Source organism: Mycobacterium sp. NGS68 (assembly GCF_059812195.1).
Genome location: NZ_JCALCE010000013.1, coordinates 122,981 through 140,864, shown reverse-complemented (window position 1 = coordinate 140,864; position 17,884 = coordinate 122,981). Strand labels below are relative to the sequence as shown.

The window sequence follows — 17,884 nt, the reverse complement described above, 5'->3', positions numbered from 1 at the left end:
CGCAGCCGGGCGCGGCGGGTCGGAATCAGCGGCAGAGGTCACAGCTCCCCTTCCGCCAGCCGGGCGACGGCTGGCGAGAGGCCATGCGCGATCACCTGGTCGGAAAAGTCGTCGCCGGGACATCGGCCCTGCTCGACGGCGCGGACGAGGCGTTCCATCCCGTCGGTGAGTTCCGGCGGCGCGAACTCGGCGGCGACGGCCACGCACCGGTTGGCCGCCTCATACAGCCGGCGGTCACGCAGCCCGAGCCGGGCGGCGTTGTCCCACGCGGTGGCCACGGGTTCGACGGCCTCGGCGGCGATGTCGGAGGCCACCGGATCATCGAGCAGGGCGACCAGCGTGAACACCACCGCGGGCCAGAAGGCGTCCGGCACGCTGTCGAGGTAGCGGATCTCCAGCCACTGCCGCGGACGCACCGGCGGAAACAGGGTGGTCAGGTGGTACTCGAGGTCGGCGAACGTCGGGCGCCGGTCCCCGAGCACCGCCCGGCCCTCCACCCAGTCGGTGAACGGCACATGCTCCGTCACCGCGGTAAGGCTCGGGACCTCCGCGTCATGCACCATCATCACCGGCGCCTTGAGCGCGTAGCGGGCCCAGTCGGTGCCGGGATCCAGGCCACTGGCGCCCAGGATGGGCCCGCAGCGGGCGGAGTCCATGTCGCCCCACACCCGCTGCCGGGTGGACGCCCAGCCGGTGAACTCGCCGGCGATCATCGGCGAGTTGGCCGTGATCGCGATCATCGTGGGGCCTAACGCGTGTGCCAGCCGCACCCGCGCCGGCCAGCCGGCCGCCGGCCCGGCGTCCAGGTTGACCTGGATCGACGCCGTCGAGGTCATCATCGCCGCGCCCGCCGCACCGGAATCGCTGGCCGCGAAGAACTGTTCCATGGCGCGGTAGCGGGGGCCGGGGTTGATGCGCTTGGGTTGGCGCAGCGGATCCGCGCCCAGAAAAACCAGGCCCAGGCCCGCGTCGGCGAACGCCGACCGCAGTACGGCCTGGTCGCGGTGCATGGCGTCGATGGCCGGTTCCACGCCGACGGCGGGCGGGCCGGACAGTTCGACGGCGCCGCCCGGCTCGACGGTGACCGCGCTGCCGCCGGGTAGCGCCGGCAGCAGCTTGAGGACCCCGGCGATTTCGTCCCAGCTCGGCCGGCGGTGTGGATCCGACGGGTCGAAGGAGTGCGCTTCCAGCTCCAAGCCGACGGCCCCGAGTGGACCGTCGACCAGGCAGGCCTCGGCGATGTACTGCGCCGCGGCCGCGTCACTCACTATCTCGGCATCAAGCTGCGGGGTCGCGGCAGTGCTGGCGGCGAACGTCATATCACGATCCCTCCGGGCCCGGAGCCTGCGCAGCTATCCGAACGATAGTCGCCGCTATTTCCTCTTGGGGTTCATCTTCCAGACCGCACCGACATATTCCCGTTTCCGCCGGATTTGGCCACACGGCCTACACGAGTACCCAGTTGGCGCCCTACTGACCCAGCGCGTTCTGCATGGCCCCGGCCAGGACGTTTACCGCAGGACCGGCGTTGCCAGATTGGCAGACCTTGGCCTGCAGCAACACGTTTTCCCGCAGGCGGGTTTGAACGAAGCAGCGGCGGTCGGTGCCCGCCTCCTGCTTGGTCCAGTTCTCGTCCGCGGGCCCCGGCGGGCCGCCCGCGAACGTCCATACCTGCGTGATCCCGTTGTCCAGGTGCATCGCGGTGGTCTGGCCTGCGCAGCCGCCGGTCCGGTCCGTTACGCGGTGAAAGGCGCGCGCCGCGGCGTCGTTGGTGGCGAACACCCCGACGGCCTGCTTGACGTAGTGGGTCTGGTCGGAGGCCGACGTCTGGGTGACGGCCCCGTTGAACGACGCCAGGTCCGGATCGTTGTACACCTCGGCCACGCCGATGTCGGCCCAGTTGTTGCAGACCGGCAGGTCGACCGAAAACTCCTGCGACGGTTGGGTGAACACCGCCTCCCAGCCCATCGGCGCGCCGACGATATTGCCGACCGACCCCCTGCCGAGGACCGCGTAGGACACCACTCCCGGCTCCGACGGGTGAGCGTGCGCGACAGGAACGGCCGCGGCGGTGATCAACCCCAGGCACACCGCCACGGCGCCGACTCGCACGGCCTAGACCCGGGCCGAGACTTCGACGTCGATGTTGCCTCTGGTGGCCTTGGAGTACGGGCACACCTGGTGGGCCTGTTCGACGAGGTCGTCGGCAGCACCCTGGTCCAGGCCCGGGAGGTAGCCGACGATCTTGCCGGTGAGCCCGAAACCGCCCTCGGAGTCCTTGCCGAACCCGACCTCGACCGTGACGTCGGTGGCGTCGTCGAGCTTGACTTTTGCCTTACCGGCCACCAACCGCAGCGCACCCAGGAAACAGGCGGCGTAACCGGCCGAGAACAGCTGCTCGGGATTGGTGCCTTCGCCGTTGCCGCCCATCGCCTTCGGCGGCCTGGTCTCCAGGTCGATGCGGCCGTCGTCCGACTTCACGTGGCCGTCACGACCGCCGCCGGTAGCGGTGGATGCGGTGGTGTACGCGACTTCAATGGTCATGAGTCCCGATCATGCCAGGTTCGCGCGAACACCTTCCTCCACCTGCTTGCCGAGGTTGGGGTCCACGTTGCTCCAGTACTCGAACACCCGCGACAGCACCGGCTCCTTCACTCCTTGGGAAACATGCCCAATGATGTTCTGCGCCAGCCGGTCCCGGGCTGCGTCGTCGAGCACCTCACGGACCATGGTGCCGGCCTGACCCCAGTCGTCGTCGTCGGGGCGCAGCGTGTACGCGGCCCGGACCATCTCGCCGTCGGCCATCCAGCGCACCTCGGCGGCGCGCGCCGGGTCGGCCTTGGGACCGCCGTAGGAGTTCGGTGCATACACCGGATCCGACACGTTGTGCATCCGCATCGCACCGTCTTTCGAGTAGCTGTTCACCTCCACATGCGGCGTGTTGACCGGGATGTGCTTGTAGTTGGTGCCCAGCCTCGCCCGGTGCGCGTCGGCGTAAGAGAAGCCGCGGGCGAGCAGCATCTTGTCCGGGCTCAGGCCGGTGCCGGGCACGATGTTGTTGGGCTCGAACGCGGCCTGCTCGATTTCGGTGTGATAGTCGGTGACGTTGCGGTTCAACGTCATCTTGCCGACGTCGATCAGTGGGTAGTCGCCGTGCGGCCACACCTTCGTGAGGTCGAACGGGTTGTACCGGTAGGTCTTGGCCTCCTCGAACGGCATGATCTGCATCTTGAGCGTCCAACTCGGGAAGTCGCCCTTTTCGATGGAGTCGTAGAGGTCGCGCTGGTGGTAGTCGCCGTCTTCGCCGGCCAGGCGGTCCGCCTCCTCCTGGGTCAGGAAGTCGATGCCCTGGTCGCTGATGAAGTGGTACTTCACCCAGAAGATCTCGCCGCCGGCATTGATCCAGCTGTAGGTGTGGCTGCTGTAGCCGTTCATGTGCCGCCAGTTCTTGGGGATGCCACGGTCCCCCATCAACCAGGTCACCTGATGCGCGGACTCCGGTGACAATGTCCAGAAGTCCCACTGCATGTTGTGGTCGCGGACGTTGCTGGCCTGCAGCCGCTTCTGCGAGCGGATGAAGTGCTGGAACTTCAACGGGTCGCGCATGAAGAAGACCGGAGTGTTGTTGCCGACCATGTCGAAGTTGCCCTCCGACGTGTAGAACTTCAGCGCGAAGCCGCGAGGGTCCCGCCAGGTGTCTGGGCTGCCGCGCTCACCGGCGACGGTCGAGAACCTGGCTAGCATCTCGGTCTTGGTCCCCGGCTGGAACACCGCGGCCCGGGTGTAGTTGCTGACGTCGTTGGTCACCTCGAACTGGCCGAACGCGCCGCCGCCCTTGGCATGCGGTTGGCGCTCCGGGATGCGCTCCCGGTTGAACTGCGCCATCTGCTCGATCAGGTAGTGGTCCTGCAGCAGGATCGGGCCGTCGGGCCCGATGGTCAGGGATTGATCGTCGCTGGGCGCCGCGATGCCGGCGTCCGTAGTGGTGAAGCGTTCCGCCATTTCGCAATCTCCTCTTTTTGGTGTTTGGGCTGGTTCACCAAAATCGCGGCGCTCTAAGGCCCGCTACGGCAGACGGGTACCCCGGCGGTCGATTTTGGAATCGTCGGTTATGGCCGCGGCGCGGGACTGGTGTTCGGAGCGGAGACCGTCGGCGACTGGGTGGGGCCGCCGGGCCCCATGCCGGGCGGAGGGCCGGGCAGATAACCGGGACCCATGCCCGGAGGACCACCCGGGCCGCGGGGACCCCACTGCCACGGCCCGCCTGGACCCGGCGGGCCCCCAGGACGGAACATGCCATGGTGATACCGGTGATGGCACTGGTGCAACGACCCGAAAACCACAGCGCCGGCGAAGAATACGGTCGAGAGAATGAAGACGACGCCGGCAACGATCACTACCCACGCTGCGACCGCGTAGAGCCGCGGCGGCTTGGCCCGCGGTGGCGGAGGCAGAGGCGCAGGAGCGACGGCAGTCGGCGTGCTCGACGGTTCAGGTGTTTCGCTCATGCCTTGAATACTGCTCCTCGGGGAGGTTTGGCCGAAACCGGTTGGGTGAACGAATTTGTTTTGAATTCACCAGATGACACGTAGCCCGGCGCTCTGTCGAGCGCCGGGCTACCGGTTATGGGCTAATGGCCCACCGGGGCCCCCTCGTGCCCCGGGGGCCGGCTTACGGGGTCCGCGACGGGGAAACCGAGGACGGGATCTGGCCGGGACCGCCCGGCGCGGGCGTTGCCGACGCGGGCCCGCCCGGTCCGCCGGGTCCGACCTGACCCGGACCGCCGGGTCCGCCCGGTCCACGGTGGTGCCACATCATCGAGTGCGGCTTGTGATGGCCGTGGCGGTGATGGCCGCCGTGGTGGCCGGAACTCTTGCCGAGGATGAAGCCGCTGAAGAAGACGACCGCGATGATGAACACGATGCCTGCAACGATGGCGACCCATGCCGCGCCCACGAAGACCCTGGGGGTCCTGCGAGCCGGTTCTTCGACGACGGGAGCTGGTGCTGTCGCGGTTGCTGTCCGCGCAGTGGGGGTTTCGGATGTTTCACTCATGAGACGGATGATGCCTGGGTAAACAGTAGTGGCGGCTATGCCCTACTTAAGTACCAGCTATGAGCTGAAACCCCCGTCCTGCCTGGGGTGATTTGCTGGCGGCGGCGGGCTCGTCTTGTCACCCGGCGCGGGCCCCGCGCCTTGTCACCCGCCGCGGGCCCCGCGCCGAGCGTGAAACCAGTGCGAAAAGATCGACGTCTTTTCGCAGTGGCTTCACGTTCGGCGCCCCGCGGGCGGTTAGGCCGGCTGGCCGGGCTGGAACTCGGGGCACAGTTCCGACACGGCCGTCGAGAGGAAGTCCCAGTTCTGCGCGTCGGTCAGGAGCGGGTGGCCGCCGACGTGCGGGTTGTTCGATTCCAGCACCGCCGACACCGGGACGCCGTTGCCGAGGTCCGTACAGGTGGCGTTGCCCATCGTGATCGCCTTTTCATCGGTCAGCGGCATGCCGGCGGCGTGGACGCGGCTGAGAAAGGAGTCCTCGTCGGCGTGCGCCGTTGCCGGGTCAGCGACCAGGGCCAGCGCTGCGCCGATCATCGCGACTCGAAGTGTGGTCTTGAACAACACCGTCGACCCCTTTGCTGTTTGTGCCCGAAACATCGTCGGAAATGCCATTATCGGTCCTTGCGGTGAGTTCGCTGTGCGAGCCGCCAAAAACGCGCGATGGAGGGAACGTCGTGTCGGAGGGAACGACGTTCGGACGCTATCGCCTCGTGAAGTTGCTCGGTCGCGGCGGCATGGGGGAAGTGTCGACCAAGTCGCTGCCGGCATGCCACACGCTACTCAGGCTTGAACGGATTCACCGCATACTGGATCACCCGGTACGGCGCGGCGACCCGCGCGCGAGTATCCCACTGGCTCACGAAGATTCGCAGCTCGTCCAGCGTCGAACCGGGCGAGATGTACCCGCCGTACGGCTGCGCCAACCGATTGTCGTACGGCGGCGGCAGGCTTTCCGCGGGATCGGGCCATTCGTCGGCCTGCACGACGGTCGTCACTGGCGCAAAGCCCAGCGACACAGGGTCGTTGGCCACGCGGACCTCCATGTTCCCGGTGGCGGCGTTGAAATACGACAGCACCGTCTTGCCGTCGATCTGGCGGATGCACATCTCCCCCACCGCGTCGGGCCATAGCGGCGTGGGCACACGGCCCCAACCCCCGCCGGGCCCGGCCGACCAGCCCTGCCAGCGGGACCGGTCGGTGAACGCCTGCGGCGTGGCCCGGTACAGCACGACGGGATCGCGGCGGGTGAAGCTGTTCGCCACGATGTACACCCACCCGCTCTGCGAATCCGGCGTGGGGATCGGGTCGTAGTAGCCGCTGATCTGCGTCTGCCGACCGCCCTGGTAAGCACCCGCGCGGCGCGACCCGGCGACGGTCTGCCAGCCGGCCTGCGCCGGCACCGCCATGACCAGCCGGGAGTCCACCGGCTCCAGGTTCTTCGTGGTGGCCACCATGAGGTAGTTACGACGATTGATCTGCACCACCCCGGCGGGCAGCTGCGACGTGCCGGGGGGCGCCGGATCGGCCAGCAGCGGTCGGCTGATCCCGGTGACGCCGGTATAGCGCACCCCGGACGGGTCGTCGACGGACGCGGTGTCGACGTGCAGCGCCACGGGCGAGTACCAGCCGCCGAAGCCGACGCCCTGCCCGGCGAAGCTGTCGCCGCACACCTGCAGCAGCTGGGTGGGAAATTCGACGAACTCGCACAGGTCGGTGGCTCCGATCCCGTAATCGCCCGTGGGCGTTCCGGTTCCGGCCGTCGGGCCGATCCGCAGCACCTGACCCGGCGCCAACGGCTGCAGGATCGGCTGCGGTATGGGCGCCGGTGGGTCGGCCCACGAAACACCCTGCGGCCCAACCACACACAACAGCAAAGCGGCCAGCAGCACAAGCCGCCCGCGGGTCACAACTGGGCGACCAGCAGCTCAGCGATCTGGATGGTGTTCAACGCCGCCCCCTTGCGCAAGTTGTCCCCCGAAACGAACAGTGCCAGGCCCCGCCCGTCGGGAACCCCTGGGTCCTGACGAAGACGGCCGACCAACGATTCGTCGACCCCGGCCGCGTCCAGCGGCGTCGGCACGTCGACCACCTGCACGCCGGGCGCGCCGTCCAGCACCTCCCGGGCCCGCTGCGGTGACAGCGGGCGCTCGAACTCGGCGTTGATCGACAGCGAGTGCCCGGTGAACACCGGAACCCGCACGCAGGTGCCGCTGACCAGCAGGTCGGGGATGCCGAGGATCTTGCGGCTCTCGAAGCGCAGCTTCTGGTCCTCGTCGGTCTCGCCGGACCCGTCGTCGACCAGCGATCCGGCCAGCGGGACGATGTTGAAGGCGATCGGCGCGACGTACTTCTGGGGCGCCGGAAACTCGACCGCGCGCCCGTCGTGCACCAACCCCTCGGCATCGTCGATCACCGCGCGCGCCTGCGTGGCCAGCTCTTCCACCCCGGCCAGGCCGCTGCCGGAAACCGCCTGGTAGCTGGAGACGACGATGCGCTGCAGCCCGGCCTCGTCGTGCAGCACCTTGAGCACCGGCATCGCGGCCATGGTGGTGCAGTTCGGGTTGGCGATGATGCCCTTCGGCCTGTTCGAAGCGTCCCGCTCGAAGTTCACCTCCGACACCACCAACGGCACGTCGGGGTCCTTACGCCACGCCGACGAGTTGTCGATCACCGTCACCCCGGCGGCCGCGAACCGCGGCGCCTGGACCTTCGACATGGCCCCGCCGGCGGAAAACAGCGCGATGTCCAGGCCCGCCGGGTCGGCCGTCTCGGCGTCCTCGACCTCGATCTCCTGGCCGCGGAAGGGCAGCTTGCGGCCCTGCGAGCGGGCCGACGCGAAGAACCGCACCGCGTCGGCCGGGAAGTCGCGCTCGTCGAGCAACGCGCGCATCACCTGCCCCACCTGGCCGGTGGCACCGACCACGCCGATGGAAACCATCTACCGCCCCGTCCCCGCGTACACCGTCGCCGTCTCCTCGCCGCCGAGCCCGAACGCCTCGTGCAGGGCGACGACGGCCTTGTCCAGTTCGGTGTCGCGGCACAACACCGAAATCCGGATCTCGGAGGTGGAGATCAGGTCGATGTTGACGCCGACGGCGGCCAGCGCCTCACAGAAGGTGGCCGTGACCCCGGGGTGGCTGCGCATCCCGGCGCCGATCAGCGACACCTTGCCGATGTGGTCGTCATACAGCAGTTGGGTGAACCCGATTTCGTCCTTCAGCGAGTCCAGCTTGGCCACCGCGGTGGGCCCGACGTCGCGGGAGCAGGTGAAGGTGATGTCGGTCTTGCCGTCCTCGACCTTGGAGACGTTCTGCAGCACCATGTCGATGTTGACGTCGGCGTCGGCGACGGCGCGGAACACCTTCGCCGCGTAGCCCGGGATGTCGGGGATCCCGACGATGGTCACCTTGGCCTCGCTGCGGTCATGCGCGACACCGGTCAGGATGGGGTCTTCCATGGCTATGTCCTCTATCGATCCGACGACGACGGTGCCGAGCTTGTCCGAATACGACGAGCGCACGTGCACCGGCATGTTGTAGCGGCGGGCGTATTCCACGCAGCGCAGCATCAGCACCTTGGCGCCGCAGGCCGCCATCTCGAGCATCTCCTCGAAGGTGACCGTGTCGAGCTTGCGGGCGTTGTGCACGATCCGCGGGTCCGCGCTGAAGATGCCGTCCACGTCGGTGTAGATCTCGCAGACGTCGGCGTGCAGCGCGGACGCCAAGGCCACGGCCGTCGTGTCCGAGCCGCCGCGGCCCAGCGTCGTGACGTCGCGGGTGTCCTGGCTGACGCCCTGGAACCCGGCGACCAGGACCACGCGGCCCTCCTCCAGAGCGGCCTGCAGCCGCCCCGGCGTGACGTTGATGATCTTCGCGTTGCCGTGGGTGCCGGTGGTGATCACGCCGGCCTGCGAACCGGTGAACGACCGGGCGTGCGCGCCCAGCGATTCGATCGCCATGGCCACCAGCGCGTTGGAGATGCGTTCGCCGGCGGTCAGCAGCATGTCGAGCTCGCGCGGCGGCGGCACCGGGCAGACCTGCTGCGCCAGATCCAGCAGGTCATCGGTGGTGTCGCCCATCGCGGAGACCACGACGACGACGTCGTTGCCCTGCTTTTTGGTCTCCACGATGCGTTCGGCAACGCGGCGGATTCGGTCGGCGTCGGACACCGACGATCCGCCGTACTTCTGCACGACGAGCGCCACTGTTGCTTTTCCTGTCTCGGATTCCAGGCACTGGTTCCGGAATTAGTCCACAACAGAATACGTGGCGGCGCATCTCGACTAATTCGGATGCGACCGTGCCGGCCGCCGCCATCCCCTCCACATACTGACCAGGCCCCACGTGACGAAGATGGGGCCGGCGATGAGCGCCAGGTAGAAGCGCTTGCCCAGCGATGCTGACGTGTAGGCCACGCCGTCGTGCGCATGGACGTTCAGCGACGAACCCGGTCTGACGTTGTCCGACTCGTTGTCGAGGAATGGTGGCTCGATCGGGCCCTGCTGCGACTGGCCGCGCACGCTCCACGTTGCGGTGCAGTTCCTGCTGTGCGGCCCCTCGGTGTTATACCGGTCGTCGCCCCACTCGCAGTGGTCGACTCTCGCCGTCGTCGGCGTGCCCACCCAATATCCGTAGGAGTAGTACGCGCCGTAGCCCAACGCGCCGAGCCCGATCCATAGGCAGACAATTCCCGTCCACATTCCCGCGGCCACCGACGCGATCCGCGAGTGCTTGCGGTGGCCGTCGCTCAGCGGGGGGTCGCCCGGGCTCGTCAGCGAATGCTCGTCCATGGGGCTTCCTTCCGCCGTTGCCGGGCCGAAAGTTAACGCTGACCATATGCGAAATTCTTGCGCCCGACGACCGGATATCCGCCGCGTTTTGGTCCCTTTTTGTTCACGGCGGCGATCACGGTAAAGTGCTGGGCGTGCAGCGGGTGCTCCTCCTCGGACGCCGCGACGGGGTCTGATCCAGACCGGCTTCCCGTCGCGGGCGTTGGCGATGCGCCGGTCTGAGTTCCTTCTCTCACCCTTCGGAGCACAACCGTGACCAGTTCTGATTCACCCGACGCCTACGTCTCAGCGCGCACCATCGTGAAACCCGCCGGGCCACCACGGCCCGATCAACCGGTGTGGAATCCCCAGCGCGGCACCACGATGCCGATCAACCGATACAGATCCTTCGCCGACGAAGTCGAGCCCATCACGCTGCCCGACCGCACCTGGCCGGACCGCGTCATCACCCGGGCGCCGCTGTGGTGCGCGGTGGACCTGCGCGACGGCAACCAGGCGCTGATCGACCCGATGAGCCCGGCCCGCAAGCGCCGCATGTTCGATCTGCTGGTCCGCATGGGCTACAAGGAGATCGAGGTCGGGTTCCCGTCGGCCAGCCAGACCGACTTCGACTTCGTCCGCGACATCATCACCGACGGCGCCATTCCCGACGACGTCACCATCCAGGTGCTGACCCAGTGCCGCGACGAGCTGATCGAGCGCACATTCGTGGCCTGCGAGGGCGCCGCGAACGTCATTGTGCACTTCTACAACTCGACGTCGATCCTGCAGCGGCGCGTGGTCTTTCACGCCGACCGGGCCGCGGTGCAGGCCATCGCGACCGACGGCGCCCGCAAGTGCGTCGAGGAAGCCGCGAAATACCCCGGCACACGGTGGCGGTTCGAGTATTCGCCGGAGTCCTACACCGGGACCGAACTGGAGTACGCCAAGCGGGTCTGCGACGCCGTCGGCGAGGTGATCCGGCCGACGCCCGAGAACCCGATCATCTTCAACCTGCCCGCCACCGTCGAGATGGCCACGCCCAACGTCTACGCCGACTCGATCGAGTGGATGAGCCGCAACCTGGCCAACCGGGAGTCCGTCATCCTGAGCCTGCATCCGCACAATGACCGCGGAACCGCCGTCGCCGCAGCCGAATTGGGCTTCGCCGCCGGCGCTGACCGGATCGAGGGCTGCCTGTTCGGCAATGGCGAGCGCACCGGCAACGTCTGCCTGGTGACGCTTGGGCTGAACCTGTTCAGCCGCGGTGTCGACCCGCAAATCGACTTCTCCAACATCGACGAGATCCGGCGCACCGTGGAGTACTGCAACCAGCTGCCGGTGCATGAGCGTCACCCCTATGGCGGCGACCTGGTCTACACCGCGTTCTCCGGCAGCCATCAGGACGCCATCAACAAGGGCCTGGACCAGATGAAGGTCGACGCGGACGCCGCCGACTCCGACGTCGACGACATCCTGTGGCAGGTGCCGTACCTGCCGATCGACCCCAAGGACGTCGGGCGCACCTACGAGGCGGTGATCCGGGTCAACTCGCAGTCCGGCAAGGGCGGGGTGGCCTACATCATGAAGGCCGATCATGGCCTGGCCCTGCCGCGACGGCTGCAGATCGAGTTCTCTCGGATGATCCAGAAGATCAGCGAAGGCGAGGGCGGCGAAGGCGCCGAGGTGTCACCGAAGGCGATGTGGGACGCGTTCTCCGAGGAGTACCTGGCCCCGATCTTGCCGCTGGAGCGGATCAAGCAGCGCGTCGACGCCTCGGAGGACGACGCCGGCGGCACCAGCATCACGGCGACGGTCAAGATCGACGGCGTGGAGACCGAGATCCGCGGCGCCGGCAACGGCCCGCTGGACGCGTTCGTCGACGCGCTGGGCACCGTCGGCTTCGACGTGTCGGTGCTGGACTACTCCGAGCATGCGATGAGCGCCGGCGGCGACGCGCAGGCGGCGGCGTATGTGGAGGCTTCGGTGGGCGGCAAGGTCGTCTGGGGCGTCGGGATCGCGCCGTCGATCACCACCGCCTCGCTACGTGCCGTTGTCTCGGCGGTTAATCGGGCGCTCGCGTAGGGGCTTTGGCCCGCGAGCGTAACGCCGCGCCAGGCCACATCGGCGCAGCTCTAGGCGCTGGTTACCCCGGCCGCGATCTTGCCGACTACCTGGCCCGCCTCGTTGGTCGTACCCATCCCGCACCACAGCGTGTCGATGATGACGTTGTTGCGCACCCCCATGGCGCGCTGGCAGGCGTAATCGGCGAGGACGATGTTCGGCAGCTGAGTTGCGGTCAGGACGTTGTCGCTGGCGGCGACGTTGCTGAACGACCAGACGATCGCGGACCGACCGGCCCGGACGACGGCCATGGGCCTGTCGGCGCAGGCGGACCAGCGATTCTTGGCCTGGCGGAAGAACCGCTGGGCCGCCTCCGCGTCCGGGAAGCCCACCAGCGCCTGGGTGAGCGCGTGCCGCGGGCTGCCGCCCGGTGCGGCGTCGTTCAGCACCTGCCCGGTCACGGCGACCCAGCCGGTGCCTTCGTAGACGTTGCGTTCGATCGGGGCGTAGATGTCCAGGCAGCTCGGGTCGGTGACGGTGTCGTCGTCGCTGACCAGGCCGGAGATCGGCTGGCGGACCGTCATGCGGGCCGAGCCGGCGATCACGCCCACTTCCCGGGGGCTGAGCAGCAGGTCGTCCAGTTGGGCGGCCTGGATCAGCGGCGGTTGCCAGCGGCCGAGGTCGGGTGCGGCCAACGGGTGGCCGGCGGTGGTGACCGTGCAGCCCGTCAGCATCAGGGACAGGCCGGCGGCGGCGAACGTCACGCCGCGGAATGGCCTCATCAGGACGCCAGGTCGTCGGCGAGGGCGATGCGGTGGCGGGTGCGAATCCGCGGCCGAACCGGGTAGCCGCCGTGCTCGGCCAGCGACCGCAAACGGCGCATCGCGAACTCGCGCGACCGCCCGGACTCGGGGATCACCACGCCGGCCCACAGCCCTTCGACATCCGGCAACTCCCACGCCTCGCGGGCGCACAACCAACGCCGGGGGCAGGCGAAGCAGGCGGCCTTGGCCGCTTCGTCGGGCTGGGTGGTGGTCCAGCGTTCCGGGTCGGCGGCGCATACCGGGACGAAACCCTCGGCCGGCCGTCCGAACGGCTGGCAATGCTGCGCTACAGGTGCACTCATAGCTTCTTTCTCGCTTTCCGAGGCGTGATGCAACGACTTTAAACGAATCTAAGTCATAGCGCAACGCGAAAGTTGTAGCAGCTATGACTCGGTGTCCGATGTCATTAGCCAAAGTGCCGGTGACGTGCAAGAATGGTGAATTTGAAGCGCTACGACTAACATCGATTCGCCTCGACGGCGCCCCGCATCGAGTCGCACTGACGCGGAAGAGTCGAAGCGGTTCGGCTGATTCAGGGGCGGCTAACGGCGCAGGAAAGATGTAGCATCTGAAGGCGCAGCGTCGCGGAGGAAGCGGGAGTGAGAGTGACAACTGAGCACGGTGTTTCTGCGCCCGCACCCACCCTGGCGGTGCAGTTGGGGCACGAGTCGCAGGCTTTCGACCCGCTGGCCGGTGTCGTCGTCATCGGCAGGGACGCGGGAGCGACGATGCGGCTCACCGACGATCGGATCTCCCGCTGGCACCTTCGCCTCGAGCCGCGCCGCGAAGGCTGGGAGGCGATCGACACCAGCACCAACGGCATCTACCTCGACGGCGTGCGCCGCAGCTCGATACTCATCACCGGCCCCACCACCATTCACCTGGGTGCGCCCGACGGGATCCCGGTCGGCCTGTCCCTGGGCGCCCCGTTCGACAACTCCTCGGAGACCACGGGCGTGCTCGACCTGCCGGAACCCGACGAGGACGAATGGTGGGAAGGCGAGTCCGACCCGGGCGTCGCACGCGCCGGCCGCGCGGTGGCCGCCCGGCGCGCCGAACTCGATCTCACCCAGCGCAGCCTCGCCCGGGACAAGATCATCAACGCCGGCACGCTGATCGCCTTCGAAAAGGGCCGCAGCTGGCCGCGCCGCGGAACGCTGTCCAAGCTGGAAAAGGCGCTGAACTGGGCCCCGGGCACCATCACGCGAATCCGCAGCGGGGCCGCCAGCCTGCCCGCGGCGTCCGGGACGTCCGTCATCCACAGCGCGCCCGTCGCCGTTCCCTCCGAACGGGCCACCGAGGCGTTCAGCGACACGGTCGGGGCCCCGCTGATGGCCGAGACGGTCGAACTGGCGATGCACGCCATCACCGAGAGGGTCGCAACGCTGCCCGATCCCGCGAACCCCGAATTCACGGAAAGAATCAGCAGTGTGCTGGCTGACCTGCGCAAACTCGAGCGGGTCGCCGCCAACGCCGCCCGCGGCGCGAAAGGCACGCCGTCCGTCATCCTCGCGCTGAGCGCCGTGCGCCGCACCTACAGCGATTTGATGACCCGCGCCGCACGCTCCCCGCGGGCGACGCTGGGCCAGCGCCTACACGGGGCCCGGCACCGCGCCGAGATCAGCCTTGAAGAGGCGGCGATCGCCGCCGGCCTGCCGGTCAGCGTGCTCGAAGACGCCGAGGCCGACCGGCCCATCGCGCAGAATGCCGCCGACGCCATCGCCACCCTGATCGCCCAGTTGACGATGAGCTGACGCCGTTAGACCGGCGCGCGCAGCTGGCCCAGCAGCTCGATCGCCTCGCCGCGCTCGTCGTCGTCGAGCCAGGGCAGCAGCTTGATGATCGCGTCTTCCGCCTGCCGCGCCGAGCGGGTGACACCGGCCAGCAGACCCTCGCGGGCCCGGGGCTGCATGCCGTGGGTCTGACGGATCACGTCTGCCCGCCACTCCAGCACCTGGCGGGCCATCGCGAACCGATCCGCGGCGGCGGCGTCGGGCCGGGGTCGGGCGGCGGTCGCGACGCCGCCGTCGAGCACGACGTCGATGCTGCCGGTCTCCCACTGCAAGACGCGTTCCAGCGCGCGGCGCACCCGCGGGCTGAGGCGCTGGGCGCGATTGTTCTCGAGCGCACGCAACGTCTCCACTGAAGGACCGCCGCGCTGGGCCACCTCGGCCTGCGTCAAGCCCAGCTCAGCGCGCCGGTCGCGCACCTGTTGGCCGAGCTTTTCCCACAACATGACGTCCACCATCTTGCCGCATTGGCCGGTAAAAATCGGTGAGGTCGCCGCGGCGACCCGGCCGTCGCGCCCGAGTCCGCCCGCACCGCTATGGGACCACTTGACCAGCGTAAATGAACCCATAGTCGAGTAGCCATCGTCATCGCAATGTCGTCGTTGGTCGAGCGAGTCCCAGCTGAGCAGTTCTCGACACCGGCATTTACTGCTTTAATTACCGGTTATTACCGAATATTGCCGATGCGCACGAGCGATGCGATGGGATCAGCTTCGTTCCACGAAAGGACAGCATCATGACCGGCGCCGAACAAGCTCCACGCCTGGGCCCCAGCGACTTTCAGCACCTGCTCACCGTAAAAGGGCGCCTCTTCGAGACGGAGGCACAGACCCCGTGCCGGCAGCACACCGACCCGGCCGAAGGCCGCGACCTGTGGTTCTCTCCGTTCCGCGACCGCGAACAGGCCGCCCGGATGTGCCAGGAGTGCCCGTTCATCGGCCGCTGCGGCTACAACGCCGTCGTCAGCCGCGCCACCCACGGCGTTTGGGGCGGCCACGTCCTTCCGGGCGACAAGCCGGGCGACCTCGAGCCCGTCTACACCTGCCTGCTGGAGCAGTTCGAGGAGCGTCGCACGGTCGAGCTCGGCCACGCGCCGGCCCCCGAGAGGCCCACCACCAGCCCGCGCCGACGGGCGCGCCCCGAGTCCAGAGCCGCCTGAGCCGCTACCGCTCGCCGACTCTTGCTCACCGAGTGTGGGTGCTATGGACGAAAACCGGACATTGCGTGCATATCCCCCACATTCGGCGCACCCATCAGAGAGAACTACACCTGCAGTGGCTTGCCTTGGAGGGGGGCGGCGCCACTGCAGGTGTAGCTGATCATGGCCGCGCGGTCAGACCGCCAGCAGCCGCTCGAAAAATTCGCGGTAGTGCATCAATGCCAAGCGAAGGTCTTCGGTCGACGCTTCCTCGCCGCGAGCCCATTGTTCTTCCAGACGCGAGCGCGCGTGGGCAAAGCCGGTGGTGAGCTGATCGACCAAGTCGGAGACCAGGACGTCGGCCTTTTGCACGCAGTCCTTTGGATCGTCGACGAAGGCCGCCTGCACTCCGGCCCACCTCGCACGCAGATCCGCGAGTTCATCCTGCGCGAAAAGCATTTCCTCCATTGATGATTCGGACTCCACGCGGGAATGCTGCGCGGGTGCCTGCTCCGGCCCGGGCTCTTCGTAGGGTGGTGTCCCGTCCGCTCCTTGGTCGCGCCGTACTTCAGTGCCTTGATCGAGCGGTGCCTGATCGTGGGTTGTCATGTGCTTGCCTCCTATGACGCGCGTGTTCCTGGGCTGGTTTCGAGCAGCGTTTCGAACAGCGCCCGGTAGTGCACGAACGCTTCTCGCTGCTCTTCGGTGCTGACTTCACCGCGCTCCTGGGACAGATGGATCCCGTGCGCAGCGCGGTAATTCTCGACAATCTGCGGATGGTCGACCGAGATGTCGGCCGCTCGCTGATCGAAGTTGTCGACGGGATAACCCCGCTCGCGCATCACCTCGGTCACCAAGCGATCGGCGACGCCCACCGCGGTTCCTGGATTGTCGACGAACGCGGTCTGCACCTGATTCCAGCGCGTACTGAAGTCAGCCAGTGCGGACTGCGTCAACGGAACGATGTCGAGCTTCTCTCGCTTGCGTTCCCGGGCGGCAAGCTCTTTCTCCGCCGCCCTCGGGTCGCCGGCTTCGGAAACCAGACGCTCGTATTCGCGGCCATAGTGCTCCTTGAGACGCTGCGTTTTCCGGCGACTCCTCAGGTAGCTGACCGCGATGACGATTACAGCGACCACGATGACGACGGAGGCCGCGATCAAAATCGTTTCCCAAACGGGCATTTCGTGCTCCTCTCGTACTCATGTCGAATAGCCGCGACGTTCCCCGCGCAAACGTCGTCGAGTGACATGCGACACATCGCGAGGCCTGGAGTCGGGCCGTGACCTGCGGTTTTCAGAAGTAATGCCGCCGGCCGCCGACAGCGCGCCCAGTGGTACCCAGGACCGCCAGAATGGCGCCGATGACAACCAGGATGATCCCGAGAGTCCAAACGATTTGGATCTTCAGCAGAAATCCCGCTATCAGCAGGACGATTCCCAAAACGATCATGACGAGCCCTTCCCCGTGAGTGAGAGCCAACTAATTGGCTGGTCGGTTTTCCCAACGCTGCATTCAGTCGACCACCCCAAAAGGGGGTACCAATACACCCCTAGGGAGGTAATCTCCCCGCATGCCGATACCGTCACCCGCCGGCGCAGCGATCACCGTCGCGCTCGTCGACGACTACGACATCGTCGTCAAAGGTGTGGCCAACATGCTGGACCCGTACCGCGATCGCATCGTGATCGCGGAGCTCGACTCCTCGATGCCCGTCGAAGACACGGTGGACATCGTCTTGTACGACTCATTCGCCCAGCCCGAGTCCGACCACGAAGAGATCGGACACCTGGTCGCCAACCCTCGTGCACGCCGAGTTGTGGTGTACACCTGGAACTTTCACCCCGATCTCATCGAAAGCGCGCGGCAGCACGGGGCACACGGCTACCTGTCGAAGACCCTGCCCGCGCGCGAGTTGGTGGCCGCCCTAGAGGCCGTGCACGCCGGCGATGTGGTCATCAGCGAGGTGGCCATGCGGGCCCGCAGCGCGCCCGGGCTGGACTGGCCCGGCCGCGGGGAGGGACTCAGCGATCGCGAAGCGGAGATCCTGGCACTGATCACCCAGGGTAAGAGCAACGCCGACGTCGCGCGGCTGACCTACCTGAGCCCCAACACCGTGAAGTCCTACATCCGCACGATTTACCGGAAGCTCGGCGTGGGCAGCCGTACGCAGGCGGTGCTGTGGGGGGTGGACCACGGCTTCACGCCCGACCATCACCGCATCGAGCACTGGCGCGGCGGGCCGTGA

The 17,884-nt window shown here is 67.6% G+C and carries 21 protein-coding genes; 4 read left to right on the top strand and 17 right to left on the bottom strand.

The annotated features are described in order from the left end of the window. Nucleotides 1–38: 38 nt before the first annotated feature. From egtA to AC5Y5V_RS16595, 11 genes are all read right to left on the bottom strand, one after another. Complete coding sequence (gene egtA / locus AC5Y5V_RS16645) at nt 39–1,319, bottom strand: ergothioneine biosynthesis glutamate--cysteine ligase EgtA (RefSeq protein ID WP_499937309.1); 1,281 nt, start codon at nt 1,317–1,319, stop codon at nt 39–41. Nucleotides 1,320–1,470: 151 nt separating this feature from the next. Next, nucleotides 1,471–2,112 (bottom strand): sensor domain-containing protein, encoded by a 642-nt coding sequence (locus tag AC5Y5V_RS16640; RefSeq protein WP_499937307.1) that lies wholly within the window; start codon nt 2,110–2,112, stop codon nt 1,471–1,473. Between the two features lie 3 nt (nt 2,113–2,115). After that, entirely contained in the window at nt 2,116–2,544 is a 429-nt protein-coding gene (locus tag AC5Y5V_RS16635) for an organic hydroperoxide resistance protein (RefSeq protein WP_499937305.1), read from the bottom strand. A 9-nt stretch (nt 2,545–2,553) separates the two neighbouring features. Beyond that, nucleotides 2,554–4,002: a catalase gene (locus tag AC5Y5V_RS16630; protein ID WP_499937303.1), complete on the bottom strand. Its 1,449-nt coding sequence runs from the start codon at nt 4,000–4,002 to the stop codon at nt 2,554–2,556. 107 nt (nt 4,003–4,109) lie between these two features. Beyond that, entirely contained in the window at nt 4,110–4,508 is a 399-nt protein-coding gene (locus AC5Y5V_RS16625) for a hypothetical protein (RefSeq protein WP_499937301.1), read from the bottom strand. 163 nt (nt 4,509–4,671) lie between these two features. Further along, complete coding sequence (locus tag AC5Y5V_RS16620) at nt 4,672–5,064, bottom strand: hypothetical protein (RefSeq protein ID WP_499937396.1); 393 nt, start codon at nt 5,062–5,064, stop codon at nt 4,672–4,674. Between the two features lie 228 nt (nt 5,065–5,292). Continuing rightward, nucleotides 5,293–5,667 carry a DUF732 domain-containing protein gene (locus AC5Y5V_RS16615; protein ID WP_499937299.1) on the bottom strand — a complete coding sequence of 125 codons (375 nt, stop codon included), beginning with the start codon at nt 5,665–5,667 and terminating at the stop codon, nt 5,293–5,295. Nucleotides 5,668–5,831: 164 nt separating this feature from the next. Then, on the bottom strand, nt 5,832–6,923 hold the full coding sequence (locus AC5Y5V_RS16610; RefSeq protein ID WP_499937392.1) for a DUF4185 domain-containing protein: 1,092 nt from the start codon (nt 6,921–6,923) through the stop codon (nt 5,832–5,834). A gap of 35 nt (nt 6,924–6,958) precedes the next feature. After that, a complete protein-coding gene (locus AC5Y5V_RS16605; protein WP_499937297.1) occupies nt 6,959–7,993 on the bottom strand; it encodes an aspartate-semialdehyde dehydrogenase in 1,035 nt (344 codons plus the stop codon). Beyond that, on the bottom strand, nt 7,994–9,259 hold the full coding sequence (locus AC5Y5V_RS16600) for an aspartate kinase (protein WP_499937295.1): 1,266 nt from the start codon (nt 9,257–9,259) through the stop codon (nt 7,994–7,996). It lies immediately after the preceding gene. A 78-nt stretch (nt 9,260–9,337) separates the two neighbouring features. Continuing rightward, nucleotides 9,338–9,844 (bottom strand): hypothetical protein, encoded by a 507-nt coding sequence (locus tag AC5Y5V_RS16595; RefSeq protein WP_499937293.1) that lies wholly within the window; start codon nt 9,842–9,844, stop codon nt 9,338–9,340. Nucleotides 9,845–10,096: 252 nt separating this feature from the next. Between AC5Y5V_RS16595 and leuA the strand changes: the two genes are divergently transcribed. Next, entirely contained in the window at nt 10,097–11,908 is a 1,812-nt protein-coding gene (gene leuA, locus AC5Y5V_RS16590; RefSeq protein WP_499937291.1) for a 2-isopropylmalate synthase, read from the top strand. A 50-nt stretch (nt 11,909–11,958) separates the two neighbouring features. Here leuA and AC5Y5V_RS16585 read toward each other — a convergent pair whose 3' ends face one another. Then, nucleotides 11,959–12,669 carry a sensor domain-containing protein gene (locus AC5Y5V_RS16585; RefSeq protein WP_499937289.1) on the bottom strand — a complete coding sequence of 237 codons (711 nt, stop codon included), beginning with the start codon at nt 12,667–12,669 and terminating at the stop codon, nt 11,959–11,961. Further along, nucleotides 12,669–13,013, bottom strand: coding sequence for a WhiB family transcriptional regulator (locus tag AC5Y5V_RS16580; RefSeq protein WP_499937287.1), 345 nt, complete (start codon nt 13,011–13,013; stop codon nt 12,669–12,671). The genes AC5Y5V_RS16585 and AC5Y5V_RS16580 overlap by 1 nt, the downstream gene beginning before the upstream one ends. A 297-nt stretch (nt 13,014–13,310) precedes the next feature. Here AC5Y5V_RS16580 and AC5Y5V_RS16575 point away from each other — a divergent pair, with 297 nt between their 5' ends. Next, nucleotides 13,311–14,465 carry an FHA domain-containing protein gene (locus AC5Y5V_RS16575; protein ID WP_499937284.1) on the top strand — a complete coding sequence of 385 codons (1,155 nt, stop codon included), beginning with the start codon at nt 13,311–13,313 and terminating at the stop codon, nt 14,463–14,465. Nucleotides 14,466–14,470: 5 nt separating this feature from the next. Here the strand turns inward: AC5Y5V_RS16575 and AC5Y5V_RS16570 are convergent, their stop codons facing one another. After that, on the bottom strand, nt 14,471–15,070 hold the full coding sequence (locus AC5Y5V_RS16570) for a helix-turn-helix domain-containing protein (protein WP_499937282.1): 600 nt from the start codon (nt 15,068–15,070) through the stop codon (nt 14,471–14,473). A gap of 167 nt (nt 15,071–15,237) precedes the next feature. On the opposite strand from AC5Y5V_RS16570, the gene AC5Y5V_RS16565 reads away from it, so the two are divergent. Further along, nucleotides 15,238–15,660: a WhiB family transcriptional regulator gene (locus tag AC5Y5V_RS16565; RefSeq protein WP_499937280.1), complete on the top strand. Its 423-nt coding sequence runs from the start codon at nt 15,238–15,240 to the stop codon at nt 15,658–15,660. Between the two features lie 174 nt (nt 15,661–15,834). Here the strand turns inward: AC5Y5V_RS16565 and AC5Y5V_RS16560 are convergent, their stop codons facing one another. The 3 genes from AC5Y5V_RS16560 to AC5Y5V_RS16550 all read right to left on the bottom strand — a co-directional run bounded on the left by AC5Y5V_RS16560 (nt 15,835) and on the right by AC5Y5V_RS16550 (nt 17,088). Continuing rightward, the gene (locus AC5Y5V_RS16560; protein WP_499937278.1) at nt 15,835–16,248 is read right to left on the bottom strand and encodes a hypothetical protein; all 414 of its coding nucleotides are present in this window, start codon (nt 16,246–16,248) and stop codon (nt 15,835–15,837) included. A gap of 11 nt (nt 16,249–16,259) precedes the next feature. Next, on the bottom strand, nt 16,260–16,820 hold the full coding sequence (locus AC5Y5V_RS16555; protein ID WP_499937276.1) for a hypothetical protein: 561 nt from the start codon (nt 16,818–16,820) through the stop codon (nt 16,260–16,262). Between the two features lie 112 nt (nt 16,821–16,932). Continuing rightward, a complete protein-coding gene (locus AC5Y5V_RS16550; RefSeq protein WP_499937274.1) occupies nt 16,933–17,088 on the bottom strand; it encodes a DUF6131 family protein in 156 nt (51 codons plus the stop codon). A gap of 121 nt (nt 17,089–17,209) precedes the next feature. Here AC5Y5V_RS16550 and AC5Y5V_RS16545 point away from each other — a divergent pair, with 121 nt between their 5' ends. Further along, nucleotides 17,210–17,884: a LuxR C-terminal-related transcriptional regulator gene (locus tag AC5Y5V_RS16545; RefSeq protein WP_499937271.1), complete on the top strand. Its 675-nt coding sequence runs from the start codon at nt 17,210–17,212 to the stop codon at nt 17,882–17,884.